Below are 16,113 nucleotides of genomic sequence, written 5' to 3' on the forward strand. Positions count from 1 at the left end.
CGGACGGTTCATGGCGAACCGGAATGCAAAGGACGGCCGAGTATCCGGCCGCCGACACAAGGGGAAATCCAGATGAAGCACCATGCATTGCACGCTTGCGGGACGGCCGCCCTGGCGATTGCCGGTTTGATGGGGAGCGCCAGCGCCCAGACGTTGAAGGCGCCCGCCGACTATCCCAAACAGGCCATCACCGTGGTCTCGCCGTTCCCGCCCGGGGGCGGCAACGATGGGGTGGCGCGGCTGATCGCGCAGGAACTGGGCGCCATCGTCGGCCAGAGCGTCGTGGTGGAAAACCGTTCGGGGGCGGGCGGCAACGTCGGCACCGCGCAGGTGTCGCGCGCCAAGCCGGACGGCTATACCCTCGTGATGTCGCAGACCAGTGTCATGGCCGTCAACCCGCGCCTGTACAAGAACGTGGGCTTCGATCCGGTCAAGGACTTCACGCCGATCTCGCAGATTACGTCCGCGCCGCTCGTGCTGGTCGCGCGTACGGAAAGCCCGTACAAGACGCTGGGCGACTATCTGGAGGCCGCGCGCAAGCAGCCGGGCATCGTCACCTACGCCACGCCGGGCAACGGCACCATGAGCCATCTGATGGGCGCGCTGGTGTCGAAAAAGGCGGGCGTGAACCTGGTGCACGTGCCGTACCGCGGCGCCGCGCCGGCCATTACCGATCTGATGGGCGGCACGGTGGATATGCTGATCACCTCTCCCGCATCGGCCGAACCGATGGTGACGGCGGGCAAGCTGCGCATCCTTGCCCTGAGCCATGAAAACAGCATCGGCGTCTTCAAGGGTGCGCCCACGCTCAAGCAAAGCGGCCTGGACGGCATCACCGCCGACGACTGGTATGGCCTGTTCGCGCCCGCCGGCACGCCGCCCGAGCGCGTCGCCTACCTGGCGCAGGCCGTGGCCCAGGCCATGAAGTCGCCCAATGTGATCGCCAAGATCAACAGCGGCGGCAGCTGGCCGGTGGGCAGCCAGCCCGATGCGTTCAAAACGCGCCTGCAGGAAGACACGGTGTACTGGGCGGACATGGTGAAGACCGCAGGGGTGTCGCTCGACTGATGCGTCCCGGCCGGCGGGGGCGCCGGCCTACACCGCCAGCACGTTGCCGACGGCGCTTTTCAGGGCCGCAAAGGCGGGAGACTTCTGCGCGCTGGTGTTGGTCACCAGATGGCCGATGCGGTCCGCGCCGCAAAATGACACGCGACTGCACAGGCCGATCTTGCTGAAGTCGGCCAACAGCACCAGCTGCTTGGCGTTGGCCGTCATCGCGCGCGCCACCTCGGCCTCGCGCAGGTCGTAATTGGTGGCGCCGCACTCCGCATCCACGCCGACCGGCGATAGCAACGCCAGGTCGGCGCGGTAGCGGTGGATCTCCGCGATGGTGATGTCGCCGGCGGTGGCGCAGACCGGGCCGCCCACCGCGCCGCCCAGCATGATCAGCTGGTTGGCGCCATTGCCCGCTGCACCCACTTTCAGTGCGACATCGAACGAATTCGTGATGATGGTCAGGCCGGACAGCTTGGCCAGTTCGTCCGCCAGCACGCTGGTGGTGCTGCCCGCGTCCAGGAACAAGGTCTGTCCGCTGGACACGAGGCCGGCCGCCGCGCGCGCGATGGCGCGCTTGTATTTGACGCGCGTGTGCACGCGCTCGGCGATCGGCGGTTCGCTATGTACCGGCACGGCGCCGCCGTGCACGCGGCGCAATTCGCCCATCGCCTCCAGCTCAAGCAGATCGCGCCTGACGGTCTCGCGCGACACACCGAGTTCGCCGACGATGCGGTCGGTCGATACCTGCTGCAATGACGACAGCAGGGCGCGGATTCTCTGATACCGCTCTTCTTGCCACATATCCGATGCTTCCTAATCTATCTCCGCCGCCGCGCCGCACCGGCGATCAACGCGCGCATGGCCAGCAGAGAGCCTCCAACGACCAGCATGATAAGCGTGGAATACGCCGCGGCCTGCGAAACGAACCCGGCCTCGTCCAACCGCAGCACCGATACCGGCGCCACGCTGACGGTGGGCGTCACCAGGAATATCACCGCGGACAGCGTCACCATCGACCGCATGAACAGGAAGAAGAACACGCCCAGCACGGTGGGCGCGATCAGCGGCAGGACCGCATCGCGCAGCACCTGCACCGTGCCTCCGCCCAGGCAGCTCACGGCTTCCTCCAGGGCCTGCGGCACCGCGCGCATCCCCGTCATCATCGTCAGGAAACCTTGCGTGTGATAGTGGTAGAAGTTGCACAGGGCGATCAGCGCCGCGCTGCCGTACAGCGCATATAAAGGCGTGCCGGGCGCATTGAACGCGAAGATGTAGGACAGCCCCAGCACCAGGCCCGGCACCCCGACGGGCAGCACGGAAAGCAGATACACGATCTTGGCCCAGCCCCGTCCGATGCGGCACACGCCAAAGCACAGGAAGAACAGCAGCAGCACGCCGCCGCCGGCCGCGGCCAGCGACAGGTACAGCGAAGTCCACAGGGGCGTGTAGCCGCCGCTGACGGTGATGTCGTAGTGCTTGAGCGTCCATTCCATGCGGTACGGCCACAACCGCATGAAGCTGGCGAACACCACGGTCGCTACCGTCAGGATGATCGTGCCGCAGGCCAGCAGCACGCCAATGCCGAACGCCGCATCGCGCGCCCGCGCAGGCTGGGGCGCCACCCGCAGGCCGCTGGGCGACGCCGACCCGAACTGGCGCTGCGAGGCCACGCGTTCGATCTGCACCGAAATCAACGACGGCAAGAGCAGCAGGATGCCCACCACCGAGCCCATCCCGAAATTCATCTGGCCAGACACCTGGCTGTAGATCTCCGTGGCCAGCACGCGGTAATTGCCGCCGATCACCGCCGCGTTGCCGAAGTCGGTGATGGTGATGACGAACACCACGAAGGCGGCGCTCAGCAGGCCGAACTTGCAGTTGGGCAGGGTGATGTCGAAGAACTGCCGCGTGCCCGAGGCGCCCATGACTTCAGCCGCGTCGTAGTAGCGGGCGTCCATGTTTCGCAACGCGGCCTGCAGGATCAGCACGGCCTGGGGCAGGGCGTAGAACACGTTCGAGATCAGCAGCCCCCAGAAGCCGTAGATGTCGATCTCCCAGCCCGTCCACCGGTGCACCAGCCCGTTGCGCCCCAGGATGAAGATCAGCCCCAGGCCTTGCACCAGCGACGGCGCCAGCAACGGCAGCACCAGCGCCAACCGCACGATCGCCTTGCCGCGCATGCAACTGCGGTCCAGGCCATAGGCGATGGCGAATCCCAGCAAGATGCTGACGGCGGTGGTCGCGGCGCTCATCGCGAGGCTGTTGACGGTGGCGGTCAGGATGCCGCGGGTGGCGAACACTTCGGCATAGTTGCCCAGCCCGATCGAACCGTCCTTTTCCACGAGGCTGCGCCACGCCACGGTGGCCAAGGGGTACAGGAAGAACAGCGCCAGGCCCGCCAGCGGAATCGCCACACAGGTCCACAGCAGCAGCCGGTCGGCCGACCAGGGGGCGCGCCCGGCTGGCGCCGCCACGGCCGCGCCCGCGCCCGCGTCCAGCGTGCTCATCGGCAGGCCCTACCCGCGCCGCTCATACGCTGACCCAGGCGCATTGGCCGGGTTCCATGTCCAGCCGCACTGGCGCGCCGCGCGACAGGCCTGCCGCGCCGTGCTGTTCCACCACCAGCTCGCGTCCCAGCCACGCGATACGCAAGCGCGTCAGATTGCCCATGAAGGTCATGTCCTGCACGCGCCCCGCCCCTTGCGCGTCGGCAGCGATGCGCAGGTTCTCCGGGCGCAGGCAGGCTTCATAGCGTTCGCTGGCGCCTTCGGGGCGCGTCGCCATCAGGTGGGGCATGGCGTCGCGCACCCAATCGGTGGGCAGCAGATTGCTCAAGCCCACGAAGTTGGCCACGAAGCGCGTGCGGGGCCGCAGGTACAGGTCGGACGGCGATCCCACCTGTTCGATCCGCCCATCGTTCATGCAAACGATCTTGTCGGCCAGCGTCAGCGCTTCCTCCTGGTCGTGCGTGACCATGATCGTGGGGATCTTCAGCCGGCGCTGCACCTCATGGATTTCGGCGCGCATATCGGTGCGCACGCGCGCATCCAACGCCGACAACGGTTCGTCCAGCAGGATCAGCGCCGGGTCCACGGCCAGCGCGCGCGCCAGCGCCACGCGCTGCTGCTGTCCGCCGGACAGCTGATGCGGATAGCGCGACGCATAGTCGGGCAGTTTGATCAGTGTCAGCAGTTCGGCCACGCGCGCAGCAATGCGGTCCCGCGACTCGCCGCGGATGCGCAGGCCATAGCCCACGTTCTCGGCCACCGTCATGTTGGGAAACAGCGAGTACGACTGGAACACGATGCCGAATCCGCGCTTGCGGGCGGGCAATCCGCTCAGGTCGCGCCCGCCCAGGGTGATGGTGCCGCGGTCGAAAGGCAACAGGCCCGCCACGATGCGCAGCAAGGTCGTCTTGCCGCAACCGCTGGGGCCAAGCAGGCAGACGAATTCGTGTTCGCCGACCGACAGGTCGATGTCCTCCAGCGCCACCGACGCGTCGAAGGTTTTCCGTATCCCGCGCAGTTCCAGATACATGGCGTCTCCCGGACGCTGGGACGACGGGCCTGGCCCGCCGCGCCAGCCTCAACGCTTGATGGTGTCTTGCCAGGTCTTGATCGTGGCGTCGCGCTCGGCCGCGGACTTCTGGAAGTCCACCGGATACAGTACGGCGGTCAGGTCCTTGGGCAGACCCGCAGCCTCGGCCGCCTTGTTGGGGGCGGCACCGGGCAGGGTGACCAGTTCCTTGTATTTGCTGTAGAGGCCCCCCGCCTGCGCCGACAGCGTCCAATCCAGGAAGCGCTTGGCGTCCGCGGGGTTCTTGGCCGTCTTCATCAGGCCCGAGGCCTCCAACTCGTACCCCACCCATTGCTTGGGGATCACCATCTTGACGGGGTAGCCTTCCTCGATCGACTGCATGGCGGGGAAGGCGAACGAGACGCCAATCGCGTATTCGCCGGCGCGCGCCATCTTGCAGGGGCGGGACCCCGATGGCGTGTACTGCGCCACGTTCTTGTCCAGGTCCTTCAGCAGCGCCCACCCTTTTTCTTTGCCCAGGCCCTGCAGCAGCGCGACGATCTGCAGGTAACCCGTGCCCGAGGCGGCGGGGCTCGGAATGACGATCTCGCCCTTGTAGGCGGGGTTGGCCAGGTCTTCCCACGACGTGGGCATGGGCAGGTTCTTGGATTTCAGCCGGTCGGTGTTCACACAGAAGGCGGCGACGTAGCCGGTGGCGGCGAACCACTTGTTGTCCGCGCCCTTGTACTGGGCGGGCAGGGCGTCGCTGCCCTTGGCCGCGTAGGGCTCCAGCAGGTTCTGCAGGCGCGGGTCCAGCATGTTGCTGACGGCAAAGCCCCAGATCACATCCTGCTGCGGGTTCGCGGCCTCGGCAATCAGCCGGGCGCCCAGGTCGCCGGTGGACAAGCGCAGCACGTTGACCTTCACGTCCGGCATGGCCGCGTTGGCCGCCTTCAGGTACGCCGCGATCTCGTCTTCCTCCAGCGCGGTGTAGACCGTGATGGGCCCGGCCTGGGCAGCCTGTGCATAACTTAGGGAAATTACTGCAACCACAACGCTAAGCTTCTTCATACATTGCATGATGGGACTCCGGTGGGAATACACGGCAACGGTGTGAGCTACTGATGCGGACGGCGACCTTCCTGGATAAGGGGCAGGTTGCAGTTTTAGGTATATTTGCAAATTTGGGGCAACGTGTCTAGACTGGAAAAACCCCTGGGAGCACTGTGATGCAAACCTCCGCCGCGCTGCCGGCGCAGCAATTGGCCGAATATTCCTCGTTCGCGCAAACCCTCGCGGACCGCGTCCGGCCCTTGTCTCGCAAGTGGTTCCGGCACCCGCTGTCCATTGATACCAAGGCGGACGAAAGCCCCGTCACGCAGGCCGACCGCGAAGTCGAGGCCGCGCTGCGCGAGGCCATCGCGCAGCACTACCCCCAGCACGGCATCTTCGGCGAAGAGTTCGGCGCCTTGCACACTGAAGCCGAATTAGTCTGGTCGCTGGACCCCATCGACGGCACGCGCGCGTTCATTTCGGGCAACCCCTTGTGGGGCACCTTGCTGGCGCTGCTTCACCGGGGCCGGCCCGTACTGGGCCTGATCGATATCCCCATGCTGCAGGAACGCTGGATCGGCGCGGCCGATTCCCCGGCACGGCTGAATGGCGAGATCTGCCAGGCCAGCGCCTGTACCGAGCTTCGCAACGCCATCCTGTACGCCACGTCGCCGGACATCTTCGAAGGCGCCGAGCTGGCCGCCTTCGATGCCTTGACGGACGCAGCGCGCATGCGCCGCTACGGAGGCGATTGCTACAGCTACGGACTGCTGGCCAGCGGCCACGTCGACCTGGTGGTCGAGGCCGGCCTGCAACCCTATGACTACCTGGCGCTGATGCCCGTGATCGAAGGCGCGGGCGGCGTCATAACCGATTGGTCGGGGCAGCCGCTCAGCCTCGAATCCCAGGGCCGCGTCGTCGCGGCCGCCACGCCGCAGCTGCATCGCCAGGCGATGCGGGTGCTGGGGGCGGCCATGACCTGAACGCCGCGCCGCCCACCCGCAGGTCAACGCAACGCTTCAGCCACAAAGGTGAACGAGCATGCATGCACTAGGGGTAGCAACGGTGGAAGACGCAGAGCGGCTGGTGCAAGCCAGCCCGCTCTCGCATATCAAGGTGGGCTTGTCCGACGTCGACGGCGTCATGCTGGGCAAGTACCTGCGGCGCGACAAGTTCCTGGGCGCGCTGCGTTCCGGCTTGGCGTTCTGCGACGTGGTGTTCGGCTGGGACCTCGATGACCAGCTCTACGACAACACCAAGTACACCGGCTGGCACACCGCCTACCCCGACGCCAAGTTGCGCATCGTGCCGCAGACCGGGCGCCGGCTGCCGCTGGAGCAGGGGCCCGGCGGCGAAGACATGCTGCTGTTCCTGGCGGAATTCGAGGGCGACGCGGGCGCCATCTGTCCGCGCCGGCTGCTGCACCGCACGCTGGACCGGGCCGCAGGCATGGGCTACGACGTCTACGCGGCACTGGAGTACGAGTTCTTCATGTTCCGCGAAACGCCGCATTCGGTGCGCGCGAAAAACTACCGCAACATGGAAAACTGGACGCCGGGCAATTTCGGCTATTCCATGCTGCGCAGCACGGTCGAGGGCGACTTCTACCGCAAGCTGCTGGACATGTGCGAACGCATGGACATGCCCATTGAAGGCCTGCATACCGAAACGGGGCCGGGCGTGCTGGAAGCGGCCATCGCGGTGGACCAGGCGGCCGCCGCCGGCGACAAGGCTTTCCTCTTCAAGACCTTCACCAAGGCGTTGGCGCAGCAAAACGGGCTGATGGCCACCTTCATGGCCAAATGGTCGCACGACCATCCTGGCCAAAGCGGCCATATCCACCTGTCGCTGCGCGAGAAGAAAAGCGGCCGTTCGGCGTTCTACGACGAATCCCAACCGCACGGCATGAGCGCGGCGCAGACGTCCTTCATGGCGGGCGTGCAGCGCTACCTGCCCGAGTTCATGGCGCTGTACGCGCAGACGATCAACAGCTATTCGCGTCTGGTGCCCGGCTATTGGGCGCCGCTGGACGCCACCTGGGGCATGGAAAACCGCACCACCGCGCTGCGCCTCATCCCGGGCAGCGACAAATCGCAGCGCGTCGAAGTGCGCATCGGCTCCGCAGACGCCAATCCCTACCTGGCGCTGTCGGCCGCGCTGGCCTCGGGCCTGTACGGCATCGAGCAAGGGCTCAAACCCGAACCCATGGTGCAAGGCAACGCCTACACCCAGAAATTTCCAGCACACCTGCACCTGCCCACGACCTTATGGGAGGCCGCTCAGCGTCTGCGCGAATCCGAGGCGGCCCGCCACCTGTTCGGCGACCCGTTCGTTGAGCACTACGCCGCGACCCGCGAGTGGGAAGAACGCCAGTTCCGGCGCCACGTGACCGACTGGGAGCTGGCGCGTTATTTCGAAATCATCTGATTCCGTCCACCTGCTTGCATAGGGCCACCATGACCCAGGAACTCATCACCATCAGTCCCATCGACGGGCGCGAGGTCGTGCGCCGCGCCTATGCCAGCGAAGCGCAGATCGCCCAGGCACTGGCCCAGGCTCAATCCGCGCAAGCCGCCTGGCAGGCGCTGGGCGTGGGCGAACGGGGGCGCATCGTGTCGGCGGCGGTCGACCGTTTCGTCGCGGCCAAGGACGAGATCGCGCGGGCCATCACGATCCAGATGGGACGCCCCTTGCGCTACACGCCGGGCGAAGTCGCTGGCTTTGAAGCGCGTGCGCGCCATATGATCTCGATCGCCGACGCGGCGCTGGCGCCCATCCGCGTGCCCGACCAGGCGGGCTTCACCCGCTTCATCAGCCGTGAGCCCATCGGCGTTGCCCTGACCGTCGCGCCGTGGAACTACCCGCTGCTGACGGCCGTGAACAGCATCGTCCCGGCCTTGATGGCAGGCAACACCGTCATCCTGAAGCACTCCGACCAGACCCCCTTGTGCGCCGAGCTGATCGAACGCGCATTCCGCGACGCCGGTGCGCCCAAGGGCGTGTTCCAGTACCTGCATGCCAACCACGATACTGTCCAGCGGCTGATCCGCGCACCCGAGATCGGCTACGTGTCGTTTACCGGATCGGTGCGCGGCGGGCGCATCGTCGAGGAAAGCGCGGCGGGGCGCTTTATCGGCGTAGGCCTGGAGCTGGGCGGCAACGATCCGGCCTATGTGCGCGCCGACGCCAGGTTGGACCACGCGGTCGACACCCTGGTCGATGGCGCCTTCTTCAATTCGGGCCAATCCTGCTGCGGCATCCAACGCATCTACGTCGCACGGCCGCTGTACGACGAGTTCGTCGAACGCGCCGTTGCCCTGACGAACGGTTACGTACTGGGCAATCCGCTGCACGCCGATACGACGTTAGGTCCCGTCGTTCGTGCGCGCGCGGCGGCGGATATCCGCGAAGTCATCGCCGAATCCGTAGCGGCCGGCGCCCAAAACCTGATTGATCCCTCACATTTCAGTAATGCGAGTGAAGGCTTGCCTTACGTCGCGCCCGCATTGCTGACGCGAGTAAACCATCGCATGCGCGTCATGAACGACGAATGCTTCGGTCCGGTGGTCGGCATCATGCCGGTCGACACTGACGATGAGGCCGTCGCGTTGATGAACGACAGCCCCTACGGACTGACGGCCGCGGTCTTCACGCAGGACGAAGACGCCGCGTTGGCGCTGGGCCGGCAAGTGCGCACGGGCACCTTCTTCATGAACCGTTGCGACTACCTGGACCCCGCGCTGGCCTGGACGGGTGTCAAGAACACGGGGCGCGGCGTGTCCTTGTCGGTCGTCGGCTACGAACAGCTCACGCAAACCAAATCTTTTCATCTTCGCAGCGTCTGACCCGACGCCTTCAGGAATCGAATCATGACTGTGCCAAGCGTCAACTGGAACTTTCCCACCGCCATCAAGGCGGGTCCCGGCCGCGTCAAGGAGCTTGCCGATTGGTGCGCCGAACTCGGCATGCGGCGGCCCTTGCTTGTCACGGATCCCGGCCTTGCCGCATTGCCAATGGTGAGCGACGCCGTGCGCGCCTGCCGCCAGGCAGGCCTGGAGTGCGGCCTCTTCCACGAGGTCAAGGGCAACCCGACGGGCCGCAATGTCGAAGACGGCGTGGCGGCGTACAAGCAGGGCAGGCATGACGGCGTCATCGCTTTCGGTGGCGGCTCGGCGCTGGACGCAGCCAAGGCGATTGCGCTGATGGTCGGCCAGAAGCGGCCGCTGTGGGACTTCGAGGATATCGGCGACAACTATCAGCGCGTGAACGTCGCGGGGATGGCGCCTGTGGTCGCGGTACCCACCACGGCGGGCACCGGATCCGAAGTGGGCCGCGCGTCGGTCATCACGGACGAGGCCGCACAGGTCAAGCGCATCATCTTCCATGCGCGCATGTTGCCGGCCATCGTCATCCTGGACCCGGAGCTGACGGTGGGGCTGCCGCCGAAGATCACTGCGGCTACCGGCATGGACGCGCTGTCGCACAACCTGGAAGCCTACTGTTCGCCGTTCTTTCATCCGATGGCCGCCGGCATCGCCATCGAAGGCATGCGCCTGGTAAAGGAATACCTGCCGCAAGCTGTGGCTGACGGTACCGATCTGCAAGCCCGTCAGCAGATGCTCGTGGCTTCAAGCATGGGCGCCACGGCCTTCCAGCGCGGCTTAGGCGCTATGCACGCGCTGGCGCATCCGCTGGGTGCGCTGTACGACGCGCATCACGGCATGCTGAACGCGATCCTGATGCCGTATGTGCTGAAAGCCAACCAGCACGCGGTGGCACCCCGGCTCGAGGCGCTGGCCCGTTACCTGGATTTGCCCGCCACGGGCCCCGGGGCGGTCCTGGACTGGGTGCTGCATCTGCGCGAGGTCGTGGGCATTCCCCATACCCTGGCCGAAATCGGCATCGACGAGCGCCAGGCCGAGCGGGTAGGGCGCATGGCCAGCGAGGATCCCTCAGGGGGAACCAACCCCATTATTTTCACGGCCGATGACTATTCACAACTTTTGCGTGCATCAATTCGCGGAAACCTGTAAGCTTCGCCCCCTCTGCGCGGAAACGCGTGTGGTTGAACGAAAGTTTTGAATATTTTCATCCGAAGGGTTTGACACCGGATTCGAAAGTGTTCATAATCTCAAGTTCTCCGCTGGAGGGGTGCCCGAGTGGTTAAAGGGGGCAGACTGTAAATCTGTTGGCCTTGCGCCTACATTGGTTCGAATCCAATCTCCTCCACCAGAGACCCAACTCTGAATCCAGGCGATGTCTGCCTGGATTTTAAAATTAGGCCTAGGGAACTGGGCGACCTTCGCAAAGAAGGTTGTAAGGTTCCCCAGGCCTTGATTTTGAAAGGTTTGGGAAAGAGAAGGTGATGGGTATGCCGCGGGTGTAGCTCAATGGTAGAGCAGAAGCCTTCCAAGCTTACGACGAGGGTTCGATTCCCTTCACCCGCTCCAAGATTTTTAAATGCCCATGTGGCTCAGTGGTAGAGCACTCCCTTGGTAAGGGAGAGGTCGCGCGTTCGATCCGCGCCATGGGCACCACAAATTTCCAAGTTCTTTTCTTCAGTCTGAAGCGCAATCCAGGTCAGGAGTCAGCCATGGCAAAAGGCAAGTTTGAACGTACCAAGCCGCACGTGAACGTGGGTACGATTGGTCACGTTGACCACGGCAAAACGACGTTGACGGCAGCTATCACGACCGTTCTGTCGAACAAGTTCGGTGGCGAAGCCAAGGGCTACGACCAGATCGATGCGACTCCTGAAGAAAAGGCTCGCGGCATCACGATCAACACCGCCCACGTCGAGTACGAAACGGAAGCGCGTCACTACGCGCACGTTGACTGCCCGGGCCACGCTGACTATGTGAAGAACATGATCACGGGCGCCGCGCAAATGGACGGCGCAATCCTGGTGGTTTCGGCCGCTGACGGCCCGATGCCGCAAACGCGTGAACACATCCTGCTGAGCCGCCAAGTTGGCGTGCCGTACATCATCGTCTTCCTGAACAAGGCTGACATGGTTGACGACGCCGAGCTGCTGGAGCTGGTGGAAATGGAAGTTCGCGAACTTCTGTCGAAGTACGACTTCCCGGGTGATGACACCCCGATCGTCAAGGGTTCGGCCAAGCTGGCGCTGGAAGGCGACAAGGGCGAACTGGGCGAACAGGCCATCATGAACCTGGCTGCTGCGCTGGACTCGTACATCCCGACGCCTGAGCGTGCCGTTGACGGCGCGTTCCTGATGCCGGTTGAAGACGTGTTCTCGATCTCGGGTCGCGGCACCGTGGTGACCGGCCGTATCGAACGCGGTATCGTCAAGGTCGGCGAAGAAATCGAAATCGTCGGTCTGGTTCCGACGGTCAAGACGACTTGCACGGGCGTTGAAATGTTCCGCAAGCTGCTCGACCAAGGTCAAGCTGGCGACAACGTGGGCATCCTGCTGCGCGGCACCAAGCGTGAAGACGTCCAGCGCGGCCAAGTTCTGGCCAAGCCGGGCTCGATCACCCCGCACACGGACTTCACGTCCGAGGTGTACATCCTGTCCAAGGAAGAAGGCGGCCGTCACACTCCGTTCTTCCAAGGCTATCGTCCCCAGTTCTACTTCCGCACGACGGACGTGACGGGCACGATCGAGCTGCCGGCCGACAAGGAAATGGTTCTGCCGGGCGACAACGTGGCCATGACGGTCAAGCTGTTGGCTCCCATCGCCATGGAAGAAGGTCTGCGTTTCGCCATCCGTGAAGGCGGTCGTACCGTCGGCGCCGGCGTCGTCGCCAAGATCCTGAAGTAAGCAATACCCAGATGGGTAGAGAGGACGAAAAGTCCCTCTACCCATTTTTGCCGTAAAAGTGTTATGATGTTTGGCTCCGCGACCATTTGCGCCGAATAGCTTGAAAGAGCTGCTTTGAGCGGGTCGCGAAAGTCAGTGAATGTAGTGCAAGCCAGTAGTGTTTTAGGGGCATAGCTCAATTGGCAGAGCGTCGGTCTCCAAAACCGAAGGTTGTAGGTTCGATTCCTACTGCCCCTGCCACCGCCAGGATAAACCCGCGGGAGATCATCGCGAGTTACGCATTCACGGCGGCTCGCGTCGCAATATGTCTAATACCAGCGTAGAAACCGTAACCAGTACCGCCGACCGGGTCAAGCTCGGGCTGGCGGTTCTCGTCGTTATTGCTGGCATCGTCGGGTTTTCCGTGCTCAGCGCACAGCCGATGCCTGCACGTATCGGCGTGTTCGTCGGCGGCCTTGTGATCGCAGCTGCGATCGCCTGGTTCAGCGAACCCGGCCGCCGCACCCTGAGCTTTGCCAGCGAGTCCTACAACGAAGTCAAGCGTGTCGCATGGCCCACCCGCAAGGAAACGACCCAGATGACGGGTATCGTTTTCGCGTTCGTGGCGGTCATGGGCATTTTCATGTGGGTGCTCGACAAGGGCATCGAATGGATTCTTTACGGCCTGTTGTTGGGCTGGAAATAAGGACGGCGAATGAGTAAGCGTTGGTATGTCGTCCATGTGTATTCCGGCATGGAAAAGAGTGTTCACAAGGCCCTGGTCGAGCGTATCGAGCGTGCCGCCTTGCAAACGTCTTTCGGCCGTATCCTTGTGCCCTCCGAAGAAGTCGTCGAGGTCAAGGGTGGTCAGAAGTCGATCACTGAACGCCGTATTTTCCCCGGTTACGTCCTGGTCGAAATGGACCTGACCGACGAAACGTGGCATTTGGTCAAGAATACGAACCGCGTCACCGGCTTTTTGGGTGGCTCGGGCAACCGTCCGACCCCGATTTCCGAAAAGGAAGTCGAGAAGATCCTCTCCCAGATGGAAGAGGGTGTCGAGAAACCCCGCCCCAAGATCCTGTTCGAAGTGGGCGAGATGGTTCGGGTCAAGGAAGGTCCGTTTGCAGACTTCAACGGCAACGTCGAAGAAGTCAATTACGAAAAGAGCAAGGTGCGTGTGTCTGTCACCATTTTTGGTCGCGCCACACCTGTCGAACTCGATTTCAGCCAGGTCGAAAAGACCTGATTTCAACCCCCCGGGGAGCCCAGGCCAATAAGGTCCGGGCGATATAACCCGCAAGGAGCAAAGCATGGCGAAGAAGATCGTCGGCTTTATCAAGCTGCAAGTACCGGCTGGTAAGGCTAACCCCTCCCCCCCGATTGGCCCGGCACTGGGTCAACGCGGCCTGAACATCATGGAATTCTGCAAGGCGTTCAACGCCAAGACCCAAGGCATGGAGCCTGGTCTGCCGATTCCGGTGGTGATCACCGCTTTCGCGGACAAGAGCTTCACCTTCATCATGAAGACCCCGCCCGCGACGGTCCTCATCAAGAAGGCTGCTGGCGTGCAAAAGGGTTCGGCCAAGCCGCATACCGACAAGGTCGGCACGCTGACCCGCGCTCAAGCTGAAGAAATCGCCAAGGCCAAGGGCCCCGATCTGACCGCCGCTGATCTGGACGCCGCTGTGCGCACGATCGCTGGCAGCGCCCGCAGCATGGGCATCACGGTTGAGGGGATCTAATCATGGCAAAACTGTCCAAGCGCGCCGCCGCTATTGCACAAAAGATCGACCGCACCAAGCTGTACCCGGTCGCTGAAGCCCTGACCCTGGTCAAGGAAACCGCTGTCGCCAAGTTCAATGAATCCATTGACGTGGCTGTGCAGCTCGGCATCGACCCGAAGAAGTCGGACCAACTGGTTCGCGGTTCGGTTGTTCTGCCCGCTGGTACCGGCAAGTCGGTCCGCGTCGCCGTGTTCGCCCAAGGCGAAAAGGCTGAGGCTGCCAAGGCCGCCGGCGCCGACATCGTCGGTCTGGATGACCTGGCTGACCAGATCAAGGCCGGTCAAATGGACTTTGACGTCGTCATCGCTTCGCCCGACACGATGCGTGTCGTGGGTGCCCTGGGCCAAATCCTGGGTCCCCGTGGCCTGATGCCGAACCCGAAGGTCGGCACCGTGACGCCGGACGTCGCGACCGCTGTCAAGAACGCCAAGGCCGGTCAGGTTCAGTACCGTACCGACAAGGCTGGCATCATCCACGCAACGATCGGCCGCGCGTCGTTCGGCGTGGAACAGCTGCAAACCAACCTGGCCGCTCTGGTCGACGCCCTGCAAAAGGCTCGTCCCGCAGCTGCCAAGGGCATTTACCTGCGCAAGCTGGCCGTTTCGTCCACGATGGGCGGCGGTGCTCGCGTTGAAATTGCCTCGCTGTCGGCTTCCAACTAAGCCAACAGCAGTAAACGTACTTTGGGCTGCATCCGGATTCCTCCGGATGTTGCTGTCAAAGACCGCTGGAGCAGGGTAGTGGAAGGGTTCTCCCTTCCGTATGGAAAGCAGCATCCCCGCTGCCCCGCTTAATCCCGAAGCTCACCTAGTTCGGATCCAGCGTAGACGGCGTCCCCAGGAAGATTTCTTTACACGAAGAACTCGACCAGGCGCCGCATTCGGTTGACGCGCAAGGCTAAGGCCCCAGGCGTCTTTTGATGGAGTGTTCAAACCGTGAGTCTCAATCGTCAAGAGAAAGCGGTGGTAATCGAGGAAGTCTCGGCTGAAGTCGCCAAGGCCCAATCGATTGTTATCGCTGAGTACCGTGGTCTGGACGTCGCCTCTGTCACCGTACTGCGCAAAACTGCGCGTGAATCGGGCGTGTATCTGCGTGTTCTGAAGAACTCGCTGGCCCGTCGTGCTGTTGCCGGCACGGCTTTCGAGCCGTTGGCTGAGCAACTGACCGGTCCGCTGATCTATGGTATCAGCACTGATCCGGTTTCGGCGGCCAAGGTCATCGCAGGTTTCGCGAAAAGCAACGACAAGCTGGTCATCAAGGCGGGCGCATTGCCCAACAGCCTGCTGACCCAAGATGGTGTGAAGGCCTTGGCCACCATGCCGTCCCGCGAAGAGTTGCTGTCGAAACTGCTTGGCACCATGCAAGCCCCCATCGCGCAATTCGTGCGTACGCTCAACGAAGTTCCGACCAAGTTCGCCCGTGGCCTCGCGGCTGTGCGCGACCAAAAGGCAGCGGCCTAATCGCCCTGCTGTCCGGAATTCGCTGAACGACGAAGCGACACCCAAACCCTGGCATTACCAAAATATTTGGAGTTCTGAAAAATGGCACTTAACAAAGCTGAAATCCTTGACGCCATCGCTGGCATGACCGTGCTCGAGCTGTCCGAGCTGATCAAGGAAATGGAAGAGAAGTTCGGCGTGTCGGCTGCTGCCGCTGCTGTCGCTGTCGCTGCTCCGGCCGCTGGTGGCGCTGCCGCCGCTGCTGAAGAGCAAACCGAGTTCACCGTCGTCCTGCTGGAAGCCGGCGCGAACAAGGTTAGCGTCATCAAGGCCGTGCGCGAGCTGACCGGTCTGGGTCTGAAGGAAGCCAAGGACCTGGTCGACGGCGCTCCGAAGCCCGTCAAGGAAGCTGTGGCCAAGGCTGACGCCGAAGCCGCCAAGAAGAAGCTGGAAGAAGCTGGCGCCAAGGTCGAAGTCAAGTAAGACCTGCGTCAACTGC

The 16,113-nt window shown here is 63.5% G+C and carries 16 protein-coding genes and 4 tRNA genes; 16 read left to right on the forward strand and 4 right to left on the reverse strand.

Annotated features, from left to right (window positions below):
- Positions 1–72: 72 nt before the first annotated feature.
- Positions 73–1,068 (forward strand): Bug family tripartite tricarboxylate transporter substrate binding protein, encoded by a 996-nt coding sequence (locus AC27VE_RS02595; protein WP_315140152.1) that lies wholly within the window; start codon positions 73–75, stop codon positions 1,066–1,068.
- Positions 1,069–1,095: 27 nt separating this feature from the next.
- Here the strand turns inward: AC27VE_RS02595 and AC27VE_RS02600 are convergent, their stop codons facing one another.
- The 4 genes from AC27VE_RS02600 to AC27VE_RS02615 are packed head-to-tail and all read right to left on the reverse strand — an operon-like array spanning position 1,096 to position 5,652.
- Positions 1,096–1,857, reverse strand: coding sequence for a DeoR/GlpR family DNA-binding transcription regulator (locus AC27VE_RS02600; RefSeq protein WP_006227962.1), 762 nt, complete (start codon positions 1,855–1,857; stop codon positions 1,096–1,098).
- A gap of 17 nt (positions 1,858–1,874) precedes the next feature.
- A complete protein-coding gene (locus tag AC27VE_RS02605; RefSeq protein ID WP_488702971.1) occupies positions 1,875–3,563 on the reverse strand; it encodes an ABC transporter permease subunit in 1,689 nt (562 codons plus the stop codon).
- 22 nt (positions 3,564–3,585) lie between these two features.
- Entirely contained in the window at positions 3,586–4,593 is a 1,008-nt protein-coding gene (locus AC27VE_RS02610) for an ABC transporter ATP-binding protein (protein ID WP_315140161.1), read from the reverse strand.
- A 48-nt stretch (positions 4,594–4,641) separates the two neighbouring features.
- A complete protein-coding gene (locus AC27VE_RS02615) occupies positions 4,642–5,652 on the reverse strand; it encodes an ABC transporter substrate-binding protein (RefSeq protein ID WP_488702972.1) in 1,011 nt (336 codons plus the stop codon).
- Between the two features lie 149 nt (positions 5,653–5,801).
- Here AC27VE_RS02615 and hisN point away from each other — a divergent pair, with 149 nt between their 5' ends.
- The 15 genes from hisN to rplL all read left to right on the forward strand — a co-directional run bounded on the left by hisN (position 5,802) and on the right by rplL (position 16,097).
- Positions 5,802–6,608 carry a histidinol-phosphatase gene (gene hisN, locus AC27VE_RS02620; protein WP_006227966.1) on the forward strand — a complete coding sequence of 269 codons (807 nt, stop codon included), beginning with the start codon at positions 5,802–5,804 and terminating at the stop codon, positions 6,606–6,608.
- Between the two features lie 58 nt (positions 6,609–6,666).
- Positions 6,667–8,052, forward strand: a complete 1,386-nt coding sequence (locus AC27VE_RS02625) for a glutamine synthetase family protein (RefSeq protein ID WP_006227967.1) — start codon at positions 6,667–6,669, stop codon at positions 8,050–8,052.
- Positions 8,053–8,081: 29 nt separating this feature from the next.
- Positions 8,082–9,470, forward strand: coding sequence for an aldehyde dehydrogenase family protein (locus AC27VE_RS02630; protein ID WP_488702973.1), 1,389 nt, complete (start codon positions 8,082–8,084; stop codon positions 9,468–9,470).
- 24 nt (positions 9,471–9,494) lie between these two features.
- On the forward strand, positions 9,495–10,658 hold the full coding sequence (locus tag AC27VE_RS02635; RefSeq protein WP_488702974.1) for an iron-containing alcohol dehydrogenase: 1,164 nt from the start codon (positions 9,495–9,497) through the stop codon (positions 10,656–10,658).
- A gap of 112 nt (positions 10,659–10,770) precedes the next feature.
- Positions 10,771–10,857: transfer RNA gene (locus tag AC27VE_RS02640), tRNA-Tyr, on the forward strand.
- A 144-nt stretch (positions 10,858–11,001) separates the two neighbouring features.
- A tRNA-Gly gene (locus AC27VE_RS02645) sits at positions 11,002–11,075 on the forward strand.
- A gap of 12 nt (positions 11,076–11,087) precedes the next feature.
- Positions 11,088–11,162 (forward strand) — tRNA-Thr (locus tag AC27VE_RS02650).
- 56 nt (positions 11,163–11,218) lie between these two features.
- Entirely contained in the window at positions 11,219–12,409 is a 1,191-nt protein-coding gene (gene tuf / locus AC27VE_RS02655) for an elongation factor Tu (protein ID WP_057285896.1), read from the forward strand.
- A gap of 164 nt (positions 12,410–12,573) precedes the next feature.
- A tRNA-Trp gene (locus tag AC27VE_RS02660) sits at positions 12,574–12,649 on the forward strand.
- Positions 12,650–12,713: 64 nt separating this feature from the next.
- Positions 12,714–13,094 carry a preprotein translocase subunit SecE gene (gene secE, locus AC27VE_RS02665; protein ID WP_046806052.1) on the forward strand — a complete coding sequence of 127 codons (381 nt, stop codon included), beginning with the start codon at positions 12,714–12,716 and terminating at the stop codon, positions 13,092–13,094.
- 9 nt (positions 13,095–13,103) lie between these two features.
- Positions 13,104–13,637: a transcription termination/antitermination protein NusG gene (nusG, locus tag AC27VE_RS02670; protein ID WP_006216576.1), complete on the forward strand. Its 534-nt coding sequence runs from the start codon at positions 13,104–13,106 to the stop codon at positions 13,635–13,637.
- Between the two features lie 64 nt (positions 13,638–13,701).
- Positions 13,702–14,133, forward strand: coding sequence for a 50S ribosomal protein L11 (gene rplK, locus AC27VE_RS02675; protein ID WP_006227005.1), 432 nt, complete (start codon positions 13,702–13,704; stop codon positions 14,131–14,133).
- Between the two features lie 2 nt (positions 14,134–14,135).
- Positions 14,136–14,837: a 50S ribosomal protein L1 gene (gene rplA, locus AC27VE_RS02680; RefSeq protein ID WP_006216574.1), complete on the forward strand. Its 702-nt coding sequence runs from the start codon at positions 14,136–14,138 to the stop codon at positions 14,835–14,837.
- 273 nt (positions 14,838–15,110) lie between these two features.
- The gene (rplJ, locus tag AC27VE_RS02685; protein WP_006216572.1) at positions 15,111–15,635 is read left to right on the forward strand and encodes a 50S ribosomal protein L10; all 525 of its coding nucleotides are present in this window, start codon (positions 15,111–15,113) and stop codon (positions 15,633–15,635) included.
- Between the two features lie 81 nt (positions 15,636–15,716).
- The gene (rplL, locus tag AC27VE_RS02690; RefSeq protein ID WP_006227008.1) at positions 15,717–16,097 is read left to right on the forward strand and encodes a 50S ribosomal protein L7/L12; all 381 of its coding nucleotides are present in this window, start codon (positions 15,717–15,719) and stop codon (positions 16,095–16,097) included.
- Positions 16,098–16,113 lie beyond the last annotated feature (16 nt).

The sequence above is a fragment of the Achromobacter sp. 18P8.1.1 genome (genome assembly GCF_057799415.1).